The sequence below is a fragment of the Pilosibacter sp. YYHA0881 genome (genome assembly GCF_051602715.1).
Taxonomy (GTDB): Bacteria; Bacillota; Clostridia; order Lachnospirales; family Lachnospiraceae; genus Alitiscatomonas; species Alitiscatomonas aceti.
Genome location: NZ_CP175657.1, coordinates 995,205 through 1,016,039, shown reverse-complemented (window position 1 = coordinate 1,016,039; position 20,835 = coordinate 995,205). Strand labels below are relative to the sequence as shown.

Here is a 20,835-nt window from a genome sequence, read left to right as displayed (position 1 = left end):
AAGGAGCTTTTCTTTCGCTGACCTTTGACAACTGAATACACGGCAGAACAGGTACATAACCCGCGCATGAGCGAGTGCAGGACGCCGCGAAGATGGAGCAGCCAGGAGGTGATGGACAAGCTGTTTCGGAGCGATCAACGTCCCTGTGACCCGGATGGTGGCACATTCGGCGCGATGACTGCGCGGGGGCTTAAAGATACTTCCTCACGGCCCGCCAAAGACTTGGGGGGAACCCTGCGGCACACGATACGAACGGTGCTGCGGAGTTATGACAGCCGCGCCAGCGGAGACCTGTTGTGTTCCCATCGTCAGGGGGCGTGGCAAATATGACGAGTAATCCGAACAGAATAACAGTAGCCGCACCAGGTTTTTATCCGAAGATTTCTTTCAGACTGGTGCGGCTATTTAAGTATTAAGATATTAAGGAGGCGAGAGTGATGTTTGAAAAATTCCATCGAGGTGACATATATTCGGCTGATTTAAGCCCTGGTATCGGCTCTGAACAAAGTGGCTCTCGTCCTGTACTCATTCTTCAAAATAATGTGGGAAATTGTTTCAGTCCTACGATTATTATTGCAGCAATTACCAGTGTAAGCAAAAAAAGCAGAAAGTTCCCCACGCATTACCACTTAAATGACAGATGCGGTTTGGTGAAACCATCTGTTGTTATGCTGGAACAGATCAGAACGATCGACAAGTCGAGGTTAAAAAACTATATTGGTCATCTAAACAAGGATGACATGGAAAACATAAACAAGACGCTCTTGTGCAGTCTGGGGATTACATAAAAGTGCCGAAAGGCCGTATCATTTTCAGGCTGTGCAAGTAGAGTTATAATTTCGTTAGGAATTGCGGAGGTGATTCTGAATGGAGAATATCCAGAATAAAAGCGCATTGATTCCTTCAGATGAAATCCGGTCAGAAGAACTTCTGGCGGAACAAAAATTTGAAGCGTTTATCACTTCGCTGGCACATATCATCGAGAAATATGGTATGAGAGTGCTGGGCGAGGTTGACGGAGCTGCGTGAGAATCGCAGCTTTACATAGGATATTTTCCAAAAGTAAATTTTGGAGGTATGAATTATGAACCGATATGGAAAACGCTGTGTTTTGTATCCGAGGGTCAGCACAGAGATGCAAGTGGACGGATACAGCCTGGAAGGTCAAAAAAATATGCTGACACGATTTGCGGATCGTGAGGAAATGATCGTTGTTGATACTTATGAAGATGCCGGTAAATCCGGTAAATCCATTGAGGGACGGCCTGCCTTTCAAAAAATGCTCAGAGATATTGAGGATGGCTTGGACATTGACTATATTTTAGTGTATAAGCTGTCACGGTTTGGCCGTAATGCAGCAGATATACTTAACTCTTTGGAGCTGGTTCAATCTTATGGTGTAAATCTGATTTGCATAGAAGAAGGGATTGATTCCTCTCAGACAAGCGGAAAACTTTTGATTTCTGTACTATCTGCTGTGGCTGAGATTGAGCGTGAGAATATTATCGAGCAGACGATGAACGGGCGGCGCGAAAAGGCACGGCAAGGTGGATGGAATGGTGGCTTTGCTCCCTACGGATATACACTGGAAGATAACAAGCTGATGATTGAAGAAACAGAGGCTGTGGCAATACGGAAGATTTTTGAATTATATACTTCATCGGAAATCGGTTTGGGTGGTATTGCGAATCAGTTGAACTTACAAGGTATACGGAAAATTCCGAGGCAGAATGGCACATTAGAGGATTGGACAGGACATTTTATTAAACTGATATTGGATAACCCGGTTTATTGCGGTAAAATTGCCTATGGACGGAGAACGAAGGAAAAAGTCAAAGGCACAAAAAACGATTACCAGATGAAAAGAAATGACGATTACATTCTGACAGAGGGACAGCATAAAGGAATCGTTAGTGAGGAGGTATGGGAAAAGGCTCATGCCAAGCGTCTTAGAACCGGAGTAAAGCAACCGTCAAAAATTGGGCGGGATCGAGTTCATTTGTTATCCGGTCTGCTGAAATGCCCGGTTTGTGGAAGTCCCATGTATACGAATAAACACGCATGGACAAATAAAGATGGCACTTACAAAGAAATTTACTATTATGTATGTAGTCGGAATAGGATGGTCCGAGGTAAGCATTGTGAATATAAGGCAATGCTGAAAAAGACCGATATTGAACCGATGGTCATTGAGGCAATTCGTGAGATCGTAAGGAATGAGGAATATGCCCAGGCCATTAAAAAACGGATTGGCGTTCAGATTGACACGAAAGCTGTGGATAAAGAACTGGAGGGCTATCAGGCAAAGCTGAAGGAAGTTGATCTGAATAAAACAAGATTGGAACGGGAAATTGACAGTCTCCCTGCTGATGCAAAATACCGGGAACGAAAGCTCCATGATATGACCTTGCGGTTAGATTCCCTATATGATGTCATTGTTGAGCTGGAGGAAAAAATCGAAGATGCCAGACTTCGGCGAGATGCAATTAAGCAGCAGGCAATTACTCTTGAGAATATTTACAAAATCATGGTGAATTTCGACTGCGTTTATAATATAATAAATGACGAAGAAAAGAGAAATGTGGTCACAGCCTTGATTAAAGAAATTGAAATTTACAGGAATGACGAGTCTGAATATCCGCTAAAGCGGATTGGCCTGAATTTTCCGGTGTTCAAGGATGGCGGGGAAGTTACGGAACTTTTGTGGGACAAAGGGAATACCGTTGAGACGGTGGTGCTGCTGGAGAAGAAGTTTCAGTAAATCAAAGAGAACCTTAGGCCCTAACGTTATTTAATGTAGAAATATTTGTTAGTGTATGGTAGAATTCTTAAGTGGAGTCTTGATTTCAGAGTGAAAAAGACAATTGATATAAACGTAAAAAGGAAGAGACATATACTATGGGAAAGAAAACTTGCAAAGTATTTACACCGCCGGATATGGTCGTATATATGCTGGATAAGATTGGTTATACAGATGATCTGCTCGGTAAGAAAGTACTTGAAAATTCATGTGGTACAGGTCATTTCCTTCAGGAAATTGTTAGACGTTATATCCGGGATGGGCGGACACGCCAAGTGACAGATGAAGATATAAAATCAGGCCTGGAAGCAGATATCCATGGCTACGAGAAAGATTCGGAAGTTTATGAGCAATGTCTGGCAAATTTGGATAAAACTGCCGCCGAATTGGGGATACACGATGTTGCGTGGCACATAACAAAAGGGGATGCCCTGCGTGCAGAACTGAGTCCTGGATATCAATATGTGATAGGGAATCCGCCCTACATTACCTATTATAACCTGGATTCGGAGGACAGAGCGTTGATTCGCAGGCAGTATGAGGTTTGCAGAGTGGGGAAAGCGGATTATTACTATGCTTTTACTGAGGCGGCTCTGAAATCGTTGGCAGCGGATGGGAAAATGGCATATCTGATCCCGAACAATTTTATGAAAAACCGTTATTCCCAGGCGTTGCGGGAATACTTGATTCCCTATCTGACAGAGATAGAAGATTATAAATTTTTGAGAATATTTGGTAATTATCAGATTTCTTCTGCTATTATTTTCTGCGAAAATCAGTGCCAGCAGGATGATTTTAAATATACGGACCAGGAAATCGGGGACATCATACGTGTAAAGAAGCGTGAACTGACAGGGAAATGGACATTCTGTTCCTCGGAGGAGAGTAAAAAGAAGACGAGGTTGGGAGACTGTTTTAAGGTCTCTGCGCCGGTTGCCACGTTGTTAAATGATGCCTTTGTTATACAGGATTTCTCTGAGAATGAAGCGTGGATTGAAACCAATGGTTACCGACTGGAGCGATTGGGCCTGAGGCCGGCAGCCAGCCCTAAAAGCAGACAGTATGATAAGAATAATTATATTATTTTTCCCTACTATTATATGAGCGGAAGGCTATGTCGTTATACGGAGGAAGAGTTTCACGATAAGTTTCCGGAGATTGAACGCTATCTGCAGACTTACCGGGATAAGCTGGATCTGAGGCAGAAGGATAAGGCATGTAAGTGGTTTGAGTATGGGCGTTCGCAGGCCTTGGCACATATTAATCAGGAAAAGCTGATGCTTTCTACCTTGATTACGGATACGGTCAAGTATTATCAATTGGATGAGGAGACAGTGCCTTATTCTGGGATGTATTTGGTTCCTAAAACAGGCTACACGATCGAACAGGCTAAAGATATCCTTGAGAGCGATGCGTTTTATCAATACATTCAGTCTATTGGGATCCATGCCAATGGGAAGACCTACAGAATCAGCCCGAGTGATGTGGAAAACTATACCTTTGAAGAAAAGTGGTGACAGATATGCAGAAAATCGAATTTTCAGTTGGAGCGAAAGCGGCGCGGCTGATTGGCCGTGAGAATATTGCGGATGTGGATGGGGCCTTGATTGAACTGATCAAGAATGCGTATGATGCAGATGCCTCCTGCGTTTGGATTTATTTTTACATGCCGTTTCCGGATGTTCCAACTATGGTGGATTCTCTGGATCGTTTTGTGAAAAATCTTTCGGAGGACGAACTGAAATTTGTGCTTGACTGTTACGAGACAGAGGATGACAAGCTGAAGAAAAAGGCTAGCTTGTCAGAGGCAGAGGAAGCGCAGTTAAGAGGGATTTTGTTTGCTCATAACAAGATTATTGTGGCAGATAATGGCTGTGGTATGACTGCCGATACGGTAAAATCAGCGTGGATGCATATTGGAACCAGCAATAAAGAGTATGACATAAGATCGGATAAAGGGCGAGTTAAAACTGGGGCAAAGGGAATCGGAAGGTTTGCGCTTGATAAGCTGTCGGTTAAGTCGGTGGTGTATACGAAAGCGAAAGCCAGCGAAACGGTTGTTAAGTGGAGCATGGATTGGGACCAGTTTGCCAGCGCTAAGCTTATCAATGAGGTGAAGGCAGAGTTGGAGGAACAGCCAGATGACTATGAACAGATTGTGGCACGGGTGACAGCAATGAAAGAGAGAACGATGCTGGAGGAGCATGACTGGGCGACGGGAACCATGATCATCCTGAGTCCCGTGCGGGAAGCCTGGAGCGGTCGTCTGTTTCAAAAGGTCAATACAAACTTAAAGAGTATTAATCCAATCGGGAGTGTTGATCGTTTTGAAGTGATTGTGAATAATGCATTTTATCCTGAATATTGTTATAAGACAGAAAAAGTTGCAATTGATCCCAAAGATTATGATTATCGGATTCTTGCACAGTTCGATGGTCAGGAGATACTTAAAATCAAACTTCTGCGCAACGAAGTGAACCTGTCCAAGCGCAAAATAACAGTGGAGATGTATGGCGCGTCTTCAACGAGGCAGATAGAAGAATTTTGGTCCAGGGAGGCGTTTCAAAGGGATGGATATCAAAAGGCTGCTTATGATAAGGAGCGCATCATTGAAAAGAAGATAGAGAACATCATTCCTCCCGATGAGCTGGAAAAGGCGCGCAAGATCGGGCCATTCACTGCAGAAATGTACTTTTTGAGAAATACAAATAATGAGTATGATATAATGAAGCGGGTTACTGCGGGAGATCGAAAGCGGCTGCTGAATCAGTTTTCTGGCGTGAAACTGTATAGGGATGATTTTAAAGTGCGTCCTTATGGAGATGAGGGTGCGCTGTATGACTGGCTTGGGATGGGGGGCCGTGCACAGAAAAGTCCGGCATCGATTTCGCATCCCAGTGGTGCATGGCGCGTACAGCCGTACCAGATGATTGGTCTGGTGAAGATTGGGCGGGAAGCCAACCCCTATCTGGAGGACATGGCCAACCGGGAGGGAATCGCGCTCACAGATACCTATTACATCTTTGTGGAACTCCTTCAGGAGTGCCTAAAGGAGTTTGAATTCGACAGACAGTATATTTACCGTGAATACGCCAGATGGATCAAGTCGATTGAAGAGGAATTGTCTGATTATACGGAAAAGGTTAAGCAGGAGGCAGCTAGAAGAGAGGAAGAACGCCGAAAGAAGCAGAAAGAGGAGCGTGATTCTGGCAATAAGGAAAAAGAGCCTGCAGATAACCAGTCACCCGATGCGGATGAGAATCAGGAAAATGATTTTTCAGAAGATGAGATGTTTGATACGGTTTATAAGATGATGCAGGATTCGGAACGGGAGCTGAACAGCAAGCAGATCCTTCAGATTCTCAGTTCATCGGGGATTGTACTGAACACATTTTTTCATGAATTTAATGCCATTAACACACAATTCCATGTTCGGGCATCCCAGATCAGAAGCCGCGTAAGACATATTTTAAAGGGGCAGGAATATACGGGGATAGCAGCTTACAATCCTTATCCGTGGATTGATGCGCTGGAAAAAACTGACAGGGTGACAGCCGCATTTCTGGATGTGGTCATGGAAGGATTGAAGAAAGAGAGCCTGAAGCGCCAGGAGATCTCAATGCAGAAGGTAATAAGGGATATCCTTGAGAAATGGAGCCTTCTTTTGGAGGAGAAACATATAGTTATTAGGCCAGATATCTTTGCAGAAAAGGAGTTGGATGACCGGATACAGATGGCAGTAGTTGATATGTATATCATATTGAACAATTTTCTGCTGAACGCGGCATGGTTTCTAGAGCGGGAACACAATCCAAAGAGAGAGATCGCCTTTACGCTGGAAGAGAGTGCGGATATGCTGTATCTGTATATGGAAAACAATGGCCCTTGTCTGGATGAAAAGTTTAAGGACAATCCGGATAAGATCTTTGAGATGGGAGAAACTTCTAAGAAAGATGCTAAGACATCGACAGCTGGGACAGGGCTGGGGCTATGGGTGGTAAAGGAAACCGTCGAACGGTATAACGGGGTGATTTCTGTTATGGATAAGAAAGATGGCTTTGGTCTGCGGATTGCATGGAAAAAGCCGGAAAGGAGAACGTGATGTATCAGATTGGTATTATTGATGATGTGGCGGGGCAGCGTGCAGATATTCAGGTAGCTGTTTTGGATAATATTACGGAGGGCACGCCTGTTGCTTTTAAAGAGTATGAATTGAATTCACGTTCCAAAGAGGACCTTTTTAAGGAGATACAAGAGGATATATCGGCAGATCGGATTCATGCTTTGATCGTGGATTTTCGGCTTGATACCACGAAAGATGTGATAAAAGGCTGGGAGATTATCGAGTTCATGCATGAGGAGATACCGGAATTTCCGGTGGTGATCCTGACAAATGTACCGGACGAGGGATTGGAGTCTCCGCATACAGATGCGGATAAGGTATATGCCAAAAAGGAATTTTTGAAGGTGGATTCGCCGGAATGTGCTGTCATGGTAGGGAAAATCCTGTTGAATATGAAGAAATACGTATCCAGGAGAGCGAATCTGGAGGCGGAACTGACGGCAAACCTTATGCGGTTGGAGCAGAATGGATCGGATATGGACGCAATGGAAAAGGTCATGGAGATTGAGAATGACCTGGGAAGGTACAAGGCGATCTATCAGACGGTAGTAGATAAATCTATGGACATGGATGATCTGAAAGAGGCTTTTGAGCAGCTGAAAAAATACGAAGATTTGTTAGGATGATACGATGAGGTACGCGGCATTTAAAAATCACAAGATACAAAAGACATGTAAGGAAAAGTTTGACGATGAAAAGAAATACAGAGACATCCTGAAGAAAGATTTCTCTGACCGATGCTGTTATTGCAATATGCCGGGAGGGCTGGTTACGACTCCTTATCACATAGAACATTTTATTCCTAAAAAGGCGTTTGAGGGGAAGAGAGATTCACTGAAGACGGATTATCAAAATCTTATGTGGTCCTGTCCAAAATGTAATCTGTCAAAGGGCGATAAATATAAGGGCGATTTGGAACATGATGACCGGATTGTCAACGAATTATTTTATAATCCCGTGATGACAGACTACAATGATATATTTTACCGAAATGAACTGGGCGGGATTGATTCGGAGGATCCCAAAGGCCGTGAGATGATTCGTCTGTTAAAACTTTATCGCCCAATCATAATCTGGCATGGCTGGTTGAACGGCTGGAATTGCTTTATGACAGGATTGAGGATATGGAAAAACGGGAAACAGATAGGGAGAGACGTCAGCTGTTGGCGAAAATCAAAGGGAAAGTTTCCGATGAATATATGAAAAAGGAGCGAGTGTTTCGTGCGGCATATAATGGGATGAAAGTATTCAAAGAGGATATGGAGTAGGGATAATAAGTGATAATAAAATTTGAACAGCACGAAAATAAGGAGCTTCCTGTATAATAAAAAGCGTAGACATTGAAAATTGAAAATACCTCAGAGTACAATAAGACTACTGACTGGCAGGTTAGTAAAAATCTTATTATACAGAGAGGTATCTACAATGAAGTCTAACACACAGAATGCAAAAATTGAAGCTATTACAGAAAAAACTTTGGTACTCGGAATTGATGTCGGAAGTGAAACGCACTATGCTAGAGCTTTTGATTACAGAGGAATCGAGTATTCGAAGAAACCATTTAAGTTTAGCAACACAGAGGCTGGATTTGTGACATTTAAGGAATGGATCCTGGACCTCAAAGATAGACATGAGAAGGAAAAGGTGGTTCCAGGTATGGAACCGACCGGGCACTACTGGTTTAATCTTGGAAAGTTTCTACAGGATAATGAAATGAAACCGGTTCTCGTGAATCCTCACCATGTGAAAAAATCAAAAGAACTCGACGACAATAATCCAACTAAAAATGACCGTAAGGATCCGAAAGTTATAGCAGGATTAGTGAGAGAGGGACGTTACATGATCCCATACCTGCCGGATGGTGTTTACGCTGATCTCAGAACAGCATCAAACATAAGATTCCAGTTACAGGCGGAACTTACAAGAATTCAAAACAGGATCAGTCGTTGGTTCAATATATATTTTCCCGAATATAAGACGGTATACGGAAAGCCGGATGCCAAGAGCGGAATGCTGATCCTTAAAGCAGCACCACTTCCTGAAGATATCCTGACGTTAGGTATCGATGGGGTGAACCAGATCTGGCGGGATGCGAAGTTAAGGGCAGTTGGAAAAGCGAGGGCGAAGACCCTGATAGAAGCTGCTGGGCACAGCGTTGGAAGCAAAGAAGGTGCGGTGTCTGCAAGAATGGAAATCCGAATGCTTCTGGAGGACTATGAATCCAGAAATATGCGTCTACAGGAAGTTATGGTTCTAATTGAAGAACTGGTAAAAGGGATTCCGATGGCTGAAAAGCTGTTAGAGATCAAAGGAGTGGGAATCAGGACAGTGTCAGGATTTCTTGCAGAAGTAGGTGATATCAGCCGCTTCAACAATCCGAAGGAACTGCAGAAGCTTGCAGGATTGGCATTGGTTGAGAATAGTTCCGGAAAGCACAAGGGCGGGACAACAATAAGCAGACGAGGTCGAAAGAGACTCAGATACCTGCTCTTTGAGGCTGCAATGTCGCTTGTGGCGAAGAACCCGGAGTTCAGAGAACTCCATAATTATTACACAACCAGAAGACGGAATCCATTAAAGAAGATGCAGTCACTTATGGCGGTTGCAACCAAGCTGATACGTGTCTTTTATGCGATGCTGACAAAAGGTGTGGATTATGATCCCAAAAAGATGGTCAGTGATATCAGGAGACCGGAAGCTTATCTGCAAGCAGCATAAGAAAAAAGTAACTATAGTGGAGGCTGTCATGTGGGCAGCCACTGAATCAGGCAGAATGTAGCAGATAACGTCCACTAATCACAGTGCTGATACAGGAAGCAAGTCAGTAATCAACAATACAAAGAATGAGCCAGTAGTCGGCAGAAATAGTCACCATGGGGCATATGACCCCGTTAAGGAGCATAGCTGACACCCTGGTTATGGGCAGGCAGGACGAAGGAAGTTAGGACCTCTGGAGACAGAGATGATCCTGGTGGATATAGGAGGTTAGCTGCCATAGAGGGATGGGTATACACAAGGCCAGTAAAGCGGAAATCAATGACGTTTTATTTCGTATACCTTTTAACCACTATTTCGGTACTTGATACATCGAAATGCTCATAGCTTTGGCTTATTCACTGAGATATAAAGGTTGAAAAACCTTGAATTTTCAATAAAAAACACTTGATTATATGAGGAGACAAAGTCCCAGCAAAAGCCGGGCTTTTCTACATTTATAACCGTTTTTCTGGTATAATGGAATTATCAGAAAGGCGGTGTTTTTTATGATGACTAAAAATGCAGATAAGAAACGAGAACAGATAATCATGTTCTGTATGGATGACATGGTTCCACAAAACCATATGCTGCGTTTGATTGATAAAGCCATTGACTGGACTTTTATTTATGATCTTGTGGAAGAAAAATACTGCCCTAATAATGGAAGACCGAGTATGGATCCGGTTATGCTGATCAAAATCCCTTTTATCCAATACCTTTACGGGATTAAAAGTATGAGGCAGACGATTCGGGAGATCGAAGTAAATGTTGCGTATCGCTGGTTTCTGGGGCTTGATATGATGGATCCGGTTCCTCATTTTTCTACCTTCGGAAAGAATTATACCCGCCGTTTTAAAGATACCGGTCTTTTTGAGCAGATCTTCGCAAAGATACTGGAAGACTGCATGAAATTCAACCTGGTAGATACGGAGCAGATTTTTGTAGATTCCACTCATGTTAAGGCATGCGCAAACAGCAAAAAAATGAGAAAACGGGTGGCCCATGAACAGGCGCTCTGGTATGAAGAGGAGCTCCAGAAAGAAATCGCAAAAGACCGGGAATCCCATGGGAAGAAACCGTTGAAGGAAAAAGACCGGAATGATCCATCCTCCGGAAGTGGAGGCAGTATGGATTCTCAAGAAGAGATTCCTGAAGGAGTAAAAACACAGAAGTGCAGTACAACCGATCCAGAAAGTGGATGGTTTCGTAAGGGGGAACATAAACATGTTTTCGCCTACGCAGTAGAAACAGCCTGTGATAAACATGGCTGGATCCTCGGTTACAGTGTTCATCCAGGAAACGAACATGACAGCCGAACCTTTAAACCTCTTTATGATAAGATAAAGCATTATCACCCTGCAATGATTGTTGCAGATGCAGGTTATCGAACACCGGCGATCGCCCACGAATTGCTGGAAGATGGAGTGGAGCCATTGTTTCCATACAAGAGGCCAATGACGAAAGACGTATTTTTCCGTAAATACGAGTATGTATATGATGAGGCGTATGATTGTTACTTATGCCCGGAAAACCAGATATTATCTTATCGTACCACGAACCGTGATGGATACAAAGAATACCACAGTTGTGGAGAATTATGTGCCAATTGCCCAAGTCTCCATAAATGTACGGAAAGCAAAAATCATGTGAAGGTAGTAATGCGTCATGTTTGGGAAGAATATATGGAAATGGCAGAAGACATCCGTCATACCCTTGGGAACAAAGCGATATATGAATTGAGAAAAGAAACCATTGAACGAATCTTCGGAACAGCGAAAGAACAGCATGGCTTTCGCTATACCCAGTATATTGGAAAAGCCCGGATGGAAATGAAAGCGGGGCTTACTTTTGCCTGCATGAATCTGAAAAAGCTGGCCAGAATTCTGGGAAACAGGGCCTCTAAAACATCGGAAATCTTGAGTTTTTTAAGATTTTTGATAGAAGAATCGCTATATGTAGAAAAGTGGTGCTGGGAATAATCCCAGCACCAACTTTGTCTACAGTCTGAAGGATTTCTGGAATCAATTTCCAGAAATCCTTTTTAAAACATAAAATCGGGGTAACAGGATTTGAACCTGCGACCTCTCGGCCCCCAGCCGAGCGCGCTACCAAACTACGCCATACCCCGGAACAAAAGTTATTATAACAGGGAATCCTGGAAATTGCAACAGGTAATTTGGAAAAAAATAAAAAATTTTAAAAAACCGCTCAAAAAGTAAAACTTCAGACCGGGAAAGGCGTGAAAAAGACCGTGGGAGGGGGGAACGGAAGGGCAAAGGGAAATAAAGCGGAAGGACTGTCGGGAACGAAACGCCACTTGAGTTTCCGCAAACTGTAATTCCAAAATGAACATATCTGCCCCAAGTACCAATCTGCCGACTTTTTGAAAATTTCAGAATGGCAGTTCTGTGATTAGAGGCACTTTTATAAGCCCCGCTGGAACCGGGCTTTGGGGAGAACTGTTTTTTCTCTATTCAAACCGTCAGCTTGAGGCAGAGTTGACGGTTTGCAGGACGTTTTGTCTTGAGCCATAGTCTGATGCCTTCTTTTGCATAGGACAGTATGCCAGAGATGCCTTTTGCCAGCCGGTAATAGCAGAAAGAGATTCTTTCTTTTATTGGAGCTGCAGTCTTTATGACTGCAGCCTTAAGAGCATTTGTTTCCGGCTTCATGGAAAGATGAGCCAGGAACGCCATGCATAAAATGATATAAAAATTTAAGGCATTGATTGCCTGGAGCTTCCGTACCCGGAAGTTTTCGAACTGAAACATCTGTTTTTTACAACGGAAATAGTCCTCAATACGCCATCTGGAAAAATAAAGCTTTGCAATCTTTATCACATCGTCTTTCGATTGGAGCTTTTTGTTGGTGGCAAGTATCATGAGATGTTCTGTGATTCCATAAACGAGTACAAGATTGATATCTTTCCTCGAAGCGGTGATCTGTACTTTTACATGGGAAAGATAAGCATCCTGTGATTTCCCTTTGTAATGTAGAGGGAGTTTTACTTTTCCCTTCCTGCGGCTGCGCAGTTCTGTGGCAAATACCCATTTGTTATGATACAGGAGCTTTCGCTTGGCAGTCAGACGGATCACATAATCCTGGTCCATGGAATCCAGCTTAAGGAACATCTTGTTATCATCATAACCCCGGTCCATGACAAAGGTTGCTTTTTCAAATAATGCGGATGCCCGTTCCATGGCTGAAAAAGTAATATCGTTGATGGAAGTGAAATTTTTTTCAGCTGAAGAATGGATCTCTGAAAAAAGGCTGACTGGATGATGGCTGCTGGTAAGAACCGTGGCTTCTGTTACATGATAACCTTTCTGATAGACATTTTTTGCAGCGGTACTCTCGGATCCATCCCGCACCCAGCCAAGGGCTTCAAATTTATGCCCCTCCGGTTTTACAATGTCACTGTCATCGATATAAATGACAGGGTGGCCGGGCACCATTTCTTTAAACAGGTTAAGTAAGCGTGCAAAGCGTCTTTGGGAGTACCTTTTGACAAATGTCTGGAAAGGCGGTCAACGCTGTTGAGCTTTTTAGACGGCTCATGTAACTGGTCAACAATATCTGTAAGCAGACAACTGTTGGAAGCAAGAATGTCATAATTCATGTCAGCCATAAACTTTCTATCTGGTTTGGAAAACTTTCTGGAAATTTTATTTGAAAAAGTTAAAATTTCCCGTTTCATTTGATAGGTTTTTGATGTAAAATTGACCATAAAGAATCCTCCTTCTTTTTGTTTAGTAGATTTTTGTTTGATCACTTAAATTTTACACCAAAAAGGAAGAGGATTCTTTATATTTTGGGCATTTTTTAAAAGTTGTGTATCATCAGCAAGGCTGATTGATAGTTCTGTGGATAGAACTGCGGAAACTCAAGGAACGCCAGTCTTGCATTAAAACAGTAAAATTGATATAATAAAAGAATAACAGCTTCAGAAATGGACATGAAAAAACAGACAGGAGATCGTATGAAAGAAACAGTGTTGCTGTACGGATTTAAGGATCAGGAACGGTTAAAAAAGGTAAAGCGGGCGCTGCTCCCCCTGGGACTGCGGATGAGGACCGTGGGACCGGAGGAATATTTCCAGCCGGTGGGATACCTGGCCGGAGTGAAGGAGGTGCCTCCGGCGGAAAATGACCGCCCGGGTACAGAATTTGACTGCGAGATGATGGTCATGGCAGGCCTGGCGTCCGCGCAGGTGGATGCGGTGATCCACGCCTTGTACCGGTCCGGGGTGGGCCGTATCGACTATAAAGCAGTGCTGACCCCTGTGAACCAGTTCTGGGATGGGGAAAAGCTGTATGAAGAGATCGCCAGGGAACATGAAGCGATGACAAAGGGAGGTTCCCAATAAATAAATGGAGGAATTGTATATGCAGTACAGAAAATTTGGTAATACTGGTGTTGAGGTTTCGGCTCTGGGCTTTGGATGCATGCGCTTCCCGGTCAACGAAGACAAGACCATCAACGAGGAAAAAGCCATCGCTATGGTGCGTCATGCCATCGATAACGGCGTCAACTATGTGGACACCGCGTATCCGTATCACCAGGGCACCAGCGAGCTGGTAGTTGGAAAGGCCTTAAAGGACGGCTACCGTGAAAAGGTGTACCTGGCAGATAAAATGCCTGTATGGCTCCTGGAGACGGAGGATGACTTTGACAAATATCTGGATGAACAGTTAAAGAAGCTGGATACGGACCACATCGATTTTTACCTGCTCCATGCCTTAAGCAGGGAACGCTATGAGGAAAAGGTGAAAAAACTCAATCTGACAAAGAAGCTGGAGGAGGCCAAGGCCGCTGGAAAGATCCGCTACATAGGCTTTTCCTTCCATGATTCCCTGGACCTGTTCAAGGAGATCATCGATTCCTATGACGGCTGGGATTTCTGCCAGATCCAGTATAACTACATCAACCTGACCCACCAGGCAGGGACCGAAGGCTTAAAATATGCAGCCTCCAAGGGACTGGGCGTTGTGATCATGGAGCCGCTGTTAGGCGGAAAGCTGGCCAACCTGGCTCCCCATGTGGCCGAGGCCTTCCCGGAAGGAAAGTCCCATGTGGAATACGCCCTGGACTTCTTATGGGATAAGCCGGAGGTAAGCCTTCTCTTAAGCGGCATGACCGAGCCGGAGCAGGTGGAGGCCAACCTGGAATACGCCAGCCGCAGCCATGTGGGCATGGTGACAGAGGAAGAAAAGGCCGTTTACGAAAAAGCCAAAAAGATCTTCGACGAAATGGCCCTTGTGAACTGCACCAAATGCGCTTACTGCATGCCGTGTCCCTTTGGCCTGAATATTCCGGAGCTGTTTGCTGCATATAATATGACTGCCAGCCACGGCATGACCCCGGCTAAGGAGGCATATGAGGCCCTGTCCGTTAAGGCCGACGCCTGCCGGGCCTGCCATCACTGTGAAAAGGAATGTCCGCAGCATATTAAGATCAGCGAGATGATGCCAAAAGTAGCCCAGGCATTCGTATAGGCGGACTGGACGTGCCGGCCGGCGGATAAAGCCGGCCGGATCCGGGAAACGCAGGAAAATAAATATGGAAATGGAGGTCCTTTTATGCAGGAAGAGAAAAAGAAGAGCCGGAAAGAAGGAGATAAAGCCCGTCTGGCTGCGGCTGCGGCCCGCCTGGGCGTTCTCCAGAGACGGCTTAAGGATGAGAAGATCCCGGTCATCATCACCTTTGACGGCTTCGATGCTGCGGGAAAGGGCCTCCAGATCAGCCGCTTGATCCAGGCGCTGGATCCCAGGGGCTTTGACGTGTACACGGGAGACCGGGACGGGGAAGAGGAGGCCATGCACCCGTTTTTATGGCGGTTTGCCATCCGCTGCCCGGAAAAGGGCCGGATCGCCATTTTTGACACCAGCTGGAACCGACGGATCTTTGCGGACCGGTTTGACAGGGATCTGGGAAAAAGAGAGACAGAAGAAAGCCTTTCGGATATCCGGGCTTTTGAAAAACAGCTGACAGACGACGGGACAGTGCTTGTTAAGCTGTTTCTTGAAATTTCAGAGAAAGAACAGAGAAAACGGTTTAAAAAGCTGGAAGCATCAGCAGATACGGCGTGGAGGGTCACAGAAGCCGACTGGGAGAGAAACCGCCGCTATAAAAAATACGCCCGGATCACAAAAGAGATGATCGATGCCACCAACGTGCCCTGGGCTCCGTGGACGGTCATCGATGCCGCCCATAAGGAAAAAGCGGCTCTTGCAATTATGGAAGCAGTATCGTCGGCCATGGAGGCGGCCCTGGAGAAAAAAGCCGCCGGCCGGGAAACTCCCCGGTTCGAGCCTCCGCTGCCGCCGGATAAATATAAAAAAGGGATCCTCTCCCGTGTGGATCTGGAAAAGACCATGGACCGGGAGGAGTACAGAAAAAAGCTGGATCAGTTACAGAAAAGGCTGGAGCGGCTCCATGGAGACCTGTACCGGTACAGGATCCCTGTGGTCTTAGGCTTTGAGGGATGGGATGCGGCTGGAAAGGGCGGAGCCATCAGGCGTCTTACCAGTCATCTGGATCCCAGAGGATACCAGGTATGTCCCACCGCCTCCCCCAGCAGCACAGAAAAAGCCCACCATTATCTATGGCGGTTCTGGACCCGTTTCCCCAAGGACGGCCATATGGCTGTTTTTGACCGGACCTGGTACGGCAGGGTCATGGTGGAGCGGATCGAGGGCTTCTGCACGGAGGAGGAATGGCACAGGGCGTATCAGGAGATCAACGATATGGAAGCCCATCTGGTGCATTCTGGGGCTGTGGTGCTGAAGTTCTGGCTCCATATCGATAAGGATGAGCAGGAACGGCGGTTCAACGACCGGATGAAGAATCCTGAAAAACAGTGGAAGATCACAGACGAGGACTGGAGAAACCGGGAAAAGTGGGACCAGTATGAGGAAGCGGTCAACGAGATGCTGGAAAAGACATCCACAGAGGACGCTCCCTGGATCGTGGTGGAAGGAAACTCCAAGTATTACGCCCGCATCAAGGTGATGGAGACCGTGGCGGACGCGCTGGAGAAGAAAATAAAAGAAGTGGAAAAAGCAAAGAAAAAACATGAATAAAGTAGTGATAGCAGGCGGCGGCGCAGCCGGTATGGCGGCCGCCATAGGAGCCGCCCAGGCAGGATGCCAGGTGGTGGTATATGAAAAAAATGAAAAGCTTGGAAAAAAGATATATATCACAGGAAAGGGACGCTGCAATGTGACCAACAGCTGCGATACAGAGGACCTGTTTTCCCATATGGTGTCCAATGGAAAATTTTTATACAGCGCCATTTATGGCTTTTCCAATTTTGACGTCATGGGACTTATGGGCGAGTGCGGCTGTCCCTTAAAAATAGAGAGAGGCAACCGGGTATTCCCGGTATCAGATAAATCATCGGATGTGATCGCGGCCATGGAACGGCGGATGAAGCGGCTGGGAGTGTCCGTCCGCTATAATGAGGCTGTGAAAGAGGTGGTCTGCCAGGATGGCCGGTGTCTGGGCGTGGTCCTGGAAAAAGGCCGGAAAATGGTCGAAGCCGGAGCTGTGATCGTGGCCACAGGAGGCCTGTCCTACCCGGCCACCGGTTCCACCGGGGACGGCTACCGGTTTGCAGAAGCCGCGGGCCATACGGTGACGGAGCTTTTCCCGGCCCTGGTGCCCTTCACCTGCGCGGAAGAGGATGTAAAAAAGCTCCAGGGACTGTCGCTGAAAAATGTGGAGGTGACGGTGTATGACGGGAAGAAGGTCATCTGGAAGGAATTTGGGGAAATGCTGTTTACCCATTTTGGCGTCAGCGGTCCTGTGATCTTAAGCGCCAGCAGCTTTGCTGCAAAGATCATTAAAAAGCGGCCTCTGGATCTGGTCATCGACTTAAAGCCGGCGCTGACGCCGGAGCAGCTGGATGCCCGGATCCTGCGGGATTTTGACGAGGCGAAGAACAAGCGGTTTAAAAATTCCTTAAACCGGCTGTTTCCGGCAAAGCTGGTCCCGGTGATGGTGGCCAGGAGCGGCATTGATCCGGAGAAGAAGGTCAATGAGGTGACGGCGAAGGAGCGGGAGCGGCTGGTGGAGGCCGCCAAATCCTTCCATGTGACCCTCACAGGTCTCAGAGGGTATAACGAGGCCATCATCACCCAGGGAGGCGTGGACGTAAAGGAGATCAATCCCGCCACCATGGAGTCTAAAAAGGCCCAGGGCCTTTATTTTGCCGGAGAAGTGCTGGACCTGGACGGCGTTACGGGAGGCTTTAACCTGCAGATCGCCTGGTCCACGGGGATGCTGGCGGGAAGAAGCGCCGGAGCGCACGTCCGGGACCGGCAGATCCGGATGATCAATGAATAAATTCCCGTAAAACGGCGGAAACTGCTTAAGAGCGGGATAAGGAGGAAGACATGTCTTTTAACGTAGCCATCGACGGTCCTGCCGGAGCTGGAAAGAGCACTGTGGCGAAGGCAGTGGCGGCAAAGAGAAATTTTATCTATGTGGATACCGGAGCCATGTACCGGACCATGGCCCTTTACTTTCTGAGGAAGGGCGTTGATAAAAACGATGAAGCAGCAGTGAATAAAGCCTGCATGGAGGTTTCCATCTCCATCGCCTATGAAAACGGCGCCCAGCAGGTGTTTTTAAACGGAGAGAACGTATCCGGCTTGATCCGTACAGAAGAGGTGGGGAACATGGCGTCAGCCACTTCAGGGTATCTTTTTGTCCGGGAAAAGCTGGTGGAGCTCCAGAAAGAAATGGCCCGGAAGTCGGATGTGGTCATGGACGGCCGGGACATCGGCACCTGCGTGCTGCCGGAGGCCGATGTAAAGGTCTATCTGACAGCCAGTTCCCTGGTGCGGGCCAGAAGGCGGTACAGGGAGCTGACAGAAAAGGGGATCGCCTGTGATCTTAAGGAGATCGAGCAGGACATCCTGGACCGGGATCACCGGGATATGCACCGGGAACACTCTCCTCTGGTGCAAGCGGAGGACGCTGTTTATCTGGATTCCTCCGATATGACCCTGGACCAGGTGGTGGACGCCATCGGAAGGCTGATCGACCAGAAAATCGACGGCCAGGCGGGGGGAAGGCCATGAATGTGACCGTTGCAAAGACCGCCGGGTTCTGCTTTGGCGTAAAAAGGGCTGTGGAGAAGGTCTACGAACAGATCCAGAAGACCGATAAACCCATCTATACATACGGTCCCATCATCCACAACGAGGAAGTGGTCAAGGATCTTAAGAAAAAAGGCGTGGAGGTCATCGGCTCAGAAGAGGAGCTGGATCGCGTCCGGGACTGTGTGGTGGTCATCCGTTCCCATGGCGTAGGAAAACATATCTACGACATCCTGGAAAAGAACGGGGTGGAGATCGTGGACGCCACCTGTCCCTATGTAAAGAAGATCCACCGGGTGGTGGCCGGCCAGTGTGCAGAGGGACGCCAGGTGATCATCGTGGGAGACGAATCCCACCCCGAGGTCATTGGGATCAAGGGCTGGGGGAATCAGGACACGAAGGTCATTGAAAACGCGGAGGATTTTGAAAAACTGGGGCTTCCGGAGGGCAGCCGCCTGTGCCTGGTGGCCCAGACGACATTTAATTACAAGAAATTTCAAGATATAGTTGAAAAAATTCCTAAAACGCGTTATGATATATTTGTTTTAAATACGATTTGCAATGCGACACAGGAAAGGCAGGTAGAGGCGAAAGAGATCGCTTCTCAGGTGGACGTGATGCTGGTGATCGGAGGGAAAAACAGCTCCAATACCCAGAAGCTGTATGAGATCTGCCGGCGAGAATGTAACAAAACGTATTACATCCAGACCCTGGACGACTTAAATCCTGAATGTATAAGTTCTGCGTGCAACGTAGGTATTACAGCAGGGGCTTCAACCCCGAATAATATTATCGAGGAGGTTCATACTAATGTCAGAGTTAAGTTTTGAACAAATGTTAGAAGAATCATTAAAAACAATACGTACAGGAGAGGTTGTCACTGGTAAAGTCATCGACGTTAAAGAAGATGAGATCGTTTTGAACATCGGTTACAAATCCGACGGCATCATTACCCGCAGTGAATACACCAACGAGCCCAACGTGGACTTAAGAAATCTTGTACAGGTAGGCGACGAGATGGAGGCCAAGGTCGTTAAAGTAAACGACGGCGAGGGCCAGGTTGCACTTTCCTATAAGAGACTGGCAGCCGACAGAGGAAATAAGAGACTGGAAGAGGCCTTTGAGAACCATGAGGTTCTTACTGCAAAGGTATCCCAGGTTCTGGACGGCGGCTTAAGCGTGATCGTGGACGAGGCAAGGATCTTTATTCCTGCAAGCCTTGTATCTGACGTATACGAAAAGGATCTTTCCAAGTACGCAGACCAGGAGATCGAGTTCGTGATCACTGAGTTCAATCCCAAGAGAAGAAGAGTCATCGGCGACCGCAAGCAGCTCATCGTTGCCAGGAAGGCTGAGATGCAGAAGGCTCTGTTCGAGCGCATCGCTGTTGGCCAGAAGGTAGAAGGAACCGTTAAGAACGTGACAGACTTCGGCGCATTCATCGACTTAGGCGGTGCTGACGGCTTACTCCATATCTCCGAAATGTCCTGGGGAAGAGTTGAGAGCCCCAAGAAGGTATTCAAGGTAGGCGAGAAGGTAACAGCTCTGATCAAGGATATCAACGGTGAGAAGATCGCCCTGTCCATGAAGTTCCCGGAGACAAATCCGTGGGCAAACGCTGCTGAGAAATATGCAGCAGGCAACGTGGTAACAGGCCGTGTGGCACGTATGACAGACTTCGGCGCATTCGTTGAACTGGAGGCAGGCGTGGACGCACTCCTTCATGTATCCCAGATCTCCAGAGAGCACGTTGCAAAACCGTCTGACGTACTTTCCATCGGTCAGGAGATCACAGCTAAGATCGTTGACTTCAACGAGGCAGACAGAAAGATCAGCCTCAGCATGAAGGCTCTGGAGACAGAGGCTCCGGCTGAAGAGGCAGCAGAGGAATAAAAACCGGCCAAATATCCGGTGCAGAATAGAAGAGGGCGTGTGAAGAACATAAGTTTTTCACGCGTCCTTTTCGGCGTCTGGTGAAGCTCTTTTGGAAGGTTCTCCTTTGCCTCGGCCCGATCCCTTGTCTTAGGCTCTCAGGCTTCGTTGCCTGGGCA

The 20,835-nt window shown here is 46.6% G+C and carries 18 protein-coding genes and 1 tRNA gene; 16 read left to right on the top strand and 3 right to left on the bottom strand.

Annotated elements, in window-relative coordinates:
- Nucleotides 1-437 precede the first annotated feature (437 nt).
- From ACI6NM_RS04845 to ACI6NM_RS04805, 9 genes are all read left to right on the top strand, one after another.
- Nucleotides 438-788, top strand: coding sequence for a type II toxin-antitoxin system PemK/MazF family toxin (locus tag ACI6NM_RS04845; protein WP_002576184.1), 351 nt, complete (start codon nt 438-440; stop codon nt 786-788).
- Nucleotides 789-867: 79 nt separating this feature from the next.
- Nucleotides 868-1,029 (top strand): hypothetical protein, encoded by a 162-nt coding sequence (locus ACI6NM_RS04840; protein WP_004797315.1) that lies wholly within the window; start codon nt 868-870, stop codon nt 1,027-1,029.
- A 55-nt stretch (nt 1,030-1,084) separates the two neighbouring features.
- Nucleotides 1,085-2,761 carry a recombinase family protein gene (locus ACI6NM_RS04835; protein ID WP_438501053.1) on the top strand — a complete coding sequence of 559 codons (1,677 nt, stop codon included), beginning with the start codon at nt 1,085-1,087 and terminating at the stop codon, nt 2,759-2,761.
- A 137-nt stretch (nt 2,762-2,898) separates the two neighbouring features.
- Nucleotides 2,899-4,317, top strand: coding sequence for an Eco57I restriction-modification methylase domain-containing protein (locus tag ACI6NM_RS04830; RefSeq protein WP_262427978.1), 1,419 nt, complete (start codon nt 2,899-2,901; stop codon nt 4,315-4,317).
- A 5-nt stretch (nt 4,318-4,322) separates the two neighbouring features.
- Entirely contained in the window at nt 4,323-6,902 is a 2,580-nt protein-coding gene (locus tag ACI6NM_RS04825; protein ID WP_262427979.1) for an ATP-binding protein, read from the top strand.
- Nucleotides 6,902-7,549: a hypothetical protein gene (locus tag ACI6NM_RS04820; protein WP_262427980.1), complete on the top strand. Its 648-nt coding sequence runs from the start codon at nt 6,902-6,904 to the stop codon at nt 7,547-7,549. Before ACI6NM_RS04825 ends, ACI6NM_RS04820 begins: the two co-directional genes overlap by 1 nt.
- Nucleotides 7,550-7,553: 4 nt before the next feature.
- Nucleotides 7,554-8,126 carry an HNH endonuclease gene (locus ACI6NM_RS04815; protein WP_438501052.1) on the top strand — a complete coding sequence of 191 codons (573 nt, stop codon included), beginning with the start codon at nt 7,554-7,556 and terminating at the stop codon, nt 8,124-8,126.
- 222 nt (nt 8,127-8,348) lie between these two features.
- A complete protein-coding gene (locus ACI6NM_RS04810) occupies nt 8,349-9,641 on the top strand; it encodes an IS110 family RNA-guided transposase (RefSeq protein ID WP_262427982.1) in 1,293 nt (430 codons plus the stop codon).
- A gap of 545 nt (nt 9,642-10,186) precedes the next feature.
- The gene (locus ACI6NM_RS04805) at nt 10,187-11,659 is read left to right on the top strand and encodes an IS1182 family transposase (protein WP_337810799.1); all 1,473 of its coding nucleotides are present in this window, start codon (nt 10,187-10,189) and stop codon (nt 11,657-11,659) included.
- 75 nt (nt 11,660-11,734) lie between these two features.
- On the opposite strand, the gene ACI6NM_RS04800 is transcribed toward ACI6NM_RS04805, so the two are convergent.
- The 3 genes from ACI6NM_RS04800 to ACI6NM_RS04790 form a co-directional block, all read right to left on the bottom strand.
- Nucleotides 11,735-11,808 (bottom strand) — tRNA-Pro (locus ACI6NM_RS04800).
- 346 nt (nt 11,809-12,154) lie between these two features.
- A complete protein-coding gene (locus ACI6NM_RS04795; protein ID WP_262428078.1) occupies nt 12,155-13,135 on the bottom strand; it encodes a transposase in 981 nt (326 codons plus the stop codon).
- Nucleotides 13,087-13,407, bottom strand: coding sequence for a hypothetical protein (locus ACI6NM_RS04790; protein ID WP_262428077.1), 321 nt, complete (start codon nt 13,405-13,407; stop codon nt 13,087-13,089). Before ACI6NM_RS04790 ends, ACI6NM_RS04795 begins: the two co-directional genes overlap by 49 nt.
- A 252-nt stretch (nt 13,408-13,659) precedes the next feature.
- On the opposite strand from ACI6NM_RS04790, the gene ACI6NM_RS04785 reads away from it, so the two are divergent.
- From ACI6NM_RS04785 to rpsA, 7 genes are all read left to right on the top strand, one after another.
- Nucleotides 13,660-14,046: a DUF3783 domain-containing protein gene (locus tag ACI6NM_RS04785; RefSeq protein WP_022272563.1), complete on the top strand. Its 387-nt coding sequence runs from the start codon at nt 13,660-13,662 to the stop codon at nt 14,044-14,046.
- 19 nt (nt 14,047-14,065) lie between these two features.
- On the top strand, nt 14,066-15,175 hold the full coding sequence (locus ACI6NM_RS04780; RefSeq protein WP_022272564.1) for an aldo/keto reductase: 1,110 nt from the start codon (nt 14,066-14,068) through the stop codon (nt 15,173-15,175).
- 84 nt (nt 15,176-15,259) lie between these two features.
- Entirely contained in the window at nt 15,260-16,762 is a 1,503-nt protein-coding gene (pap, locus tag ACI6NM_RS04775; protein WP_262428076.1) for a polyphosphate:AMP phosphotransferase, read from the top strand.
- Nucleotides 16,755-18,026, top strand: a complete 1,272-nt coding sequence (locus ACI6NM_RS04770) for a BaiN/RdsA family NAD(P)/FAD-dependent oxidoreductase (RefSeq protein ID WP_262428075.1) — start codon at nt 16,755-16,757, stop codon at nt 18,024-18,026. The genes pap and ACI6NM_RS04770 overlap by 8 nt, the downstream gene beginning before the upstream one ends.
- Before the next feature lie 50 nt (nt 18,027-18,076).
- Nucleotides 18,077-18,766 (top strand): (d)CMP kinase, encoded by a 690-nt coding sequence (gene cmk, locus ACI6NM_RS04765; protein WP_215653841.1) that lies wholly within the window; start codon nt 18,077-18,079, stop codon nt 18,764-18,766.
- On the top strand, nt 18,763-19,614 hold the full coding sequence (gene ispH, locus ACI6NM_RS04760; protein ID WP_158359572.1) for a 4-hydroxy-3-methylbut-2-enyl diphosphate reductase: 852 nt from the start codon (nt 18,763-18,765) through the stop codon (nt 19,612-19,614). The genes cmk and ispH overlap by 4 nt, the downstream gene beginning before the upstream one ends.
- Entirely contained in the window at nt 19,595-20,677 is a 1,083-nt protein-coding gene (gene rpsA / locus ACI6NM_RS04755) for a 30S ribosomal protein S1 (protein WP_262428074.1), read from the top strand. Before ispH ends, rpsA begins: the two co-directional genes overlap by 20 nt.
- The last annotated feature ends 158 nt before the right edge of the window (nt 20,678-20,835 follow it).

What these genes read in the sequence shown, in the direction of transcription:
- ACI6NM_RS04780 (WP_022272564.1), top strand. Translation starts at nt 14,066, where the DNA reads ATGCAGTACAGAAAATTTGGTAATACTGGTGTTGAGGTTTCGGCTCTG.
- ACI6NM_RS04835 (WP_438501053.1), top strand. Translation starts at nt 1,085, where the DNA reads ATGAACCGATATGGAAAACGCTGTGTTTTGTATCCGAGGGTCAGCACA.
- ACI6NM_RS04845 (WP_002576184.1), top strand. Translation starts at nt 438, where the DNA reads ATGTTTGAAAAATTCCATCGAGGTGACATATATTCGGCTGATTTAAGC.
- ACI6NM_RS04770 (WP_262428075.1), top strand. Translation starts at nt 16,755, where the DNA reads ATGAATAAAGTAGTGATAGCAGGCGGCGGCGCAGCCGGTATGGCGGCC.
- rpsA (WP_262428074.1), top strand. Translation starts at nt 19,595, where the DNA reads ATGTCAGAGTTAAGTTTTGAACAAATGTTAGAAGAATCATTAAAAACA.
- ACI6NM_RS04820 (WP_262427980.1), top strand. Translation starts at nt 6,902, where the DNA reads ATGTATCAGATTGGTATTATTGATGATGTGGCGGGGCAGCGTGCAGAT.
- ACI6NM_RS04785 (WP_022272563.1), top strand. Translation starts at nt 13,660, where the DNA reads ATGAAAGAAACAGTGTTGCTGTACGGATTTAAGGATCAGGAACGGTTA.
- ACI6NM_RS04805 (WP_337810799.1), top strand. Translation starts at nt 10,187, where the DNA reads ATGATGACTAAAAATGCAGATAAGAAACGAGAACAGATAATCATGTTC.
- ispH (WP_158359572.1), top strand. Translation starts at nt 18,763, where the DNA reads ATGAATGTGACCGTTGCAAAGACCGCCGGGTTCTGCTTTGGCGTAAAA.
- pap (WP_262428076.1), top strand. Translation starts at nt 15,260, where the DNA reads ATGCAGGAAGAGAAAAAGAAGAGCCGGAAAGAAGGAGATAAAGCCCGT.
- ACI6NM_RS04790 (WP_262428077.1), bottom strand. Translation starts at nt 13,407, where the DNA reads ATGGTCAATTTTACATCAAAAACCTATCAAATGAAACGGGAAATTTTA.
- ACI6NM_RS04840 (WP_004797315.1), top strand. Translation starts at nt 868, where the DNA reads ATGGAGAATATCCAGAATAAAAGCGCATTGATTCCTTCAGATGAAATC.
- ACI6NM_RS04795 (WP_262428078.1), bottom strand. Translation starts at nt 13,135, where the DNA reads ATGGTGCCCGGCCACCCTGTCATTTATATCGATGACAGTGACATTGTA.
- ACI6NM_RS04810 (WP_262427982.1), top strand. Translation starts at nt 8,349, where the DNA reads ATGAAGTCTAACACACAGAATGCAAAAATTGAAGCTATTACAGAAAAA.
- cmk (WP_215653841.1), top strand. Translation starts at nt 18,077, where the DNA reads ATGTCTTTTAACGTAGCCATCGACGGTCCTGCCGGAGCTGGAAAGAGC.
- ACI6NM_RS04825 (WP_262427979.1), top strand. Translation starts at nt 4,323, where the DNA reads ATGCAGAAAATCGAATTTTCAGTTGGAGCGAAAGCGGCGCGGCTGATT.
- ACI6NM_RS04830 (WP_262427978.1), top strand. Translation starts at nt 2,899, where the DNA reads ATGGGAAAGAAAACTTGCAAAGTATTTACACCGCCGGATATGGTCGTA.
- ACI6NM_RS04815 (WP_438501052.1), top strand. Translation starts at nt 7,554, where the DNA reads ATGAGGTACGCGGCATTTAAAAATCACAAGATACAAAAGACATGTAAG.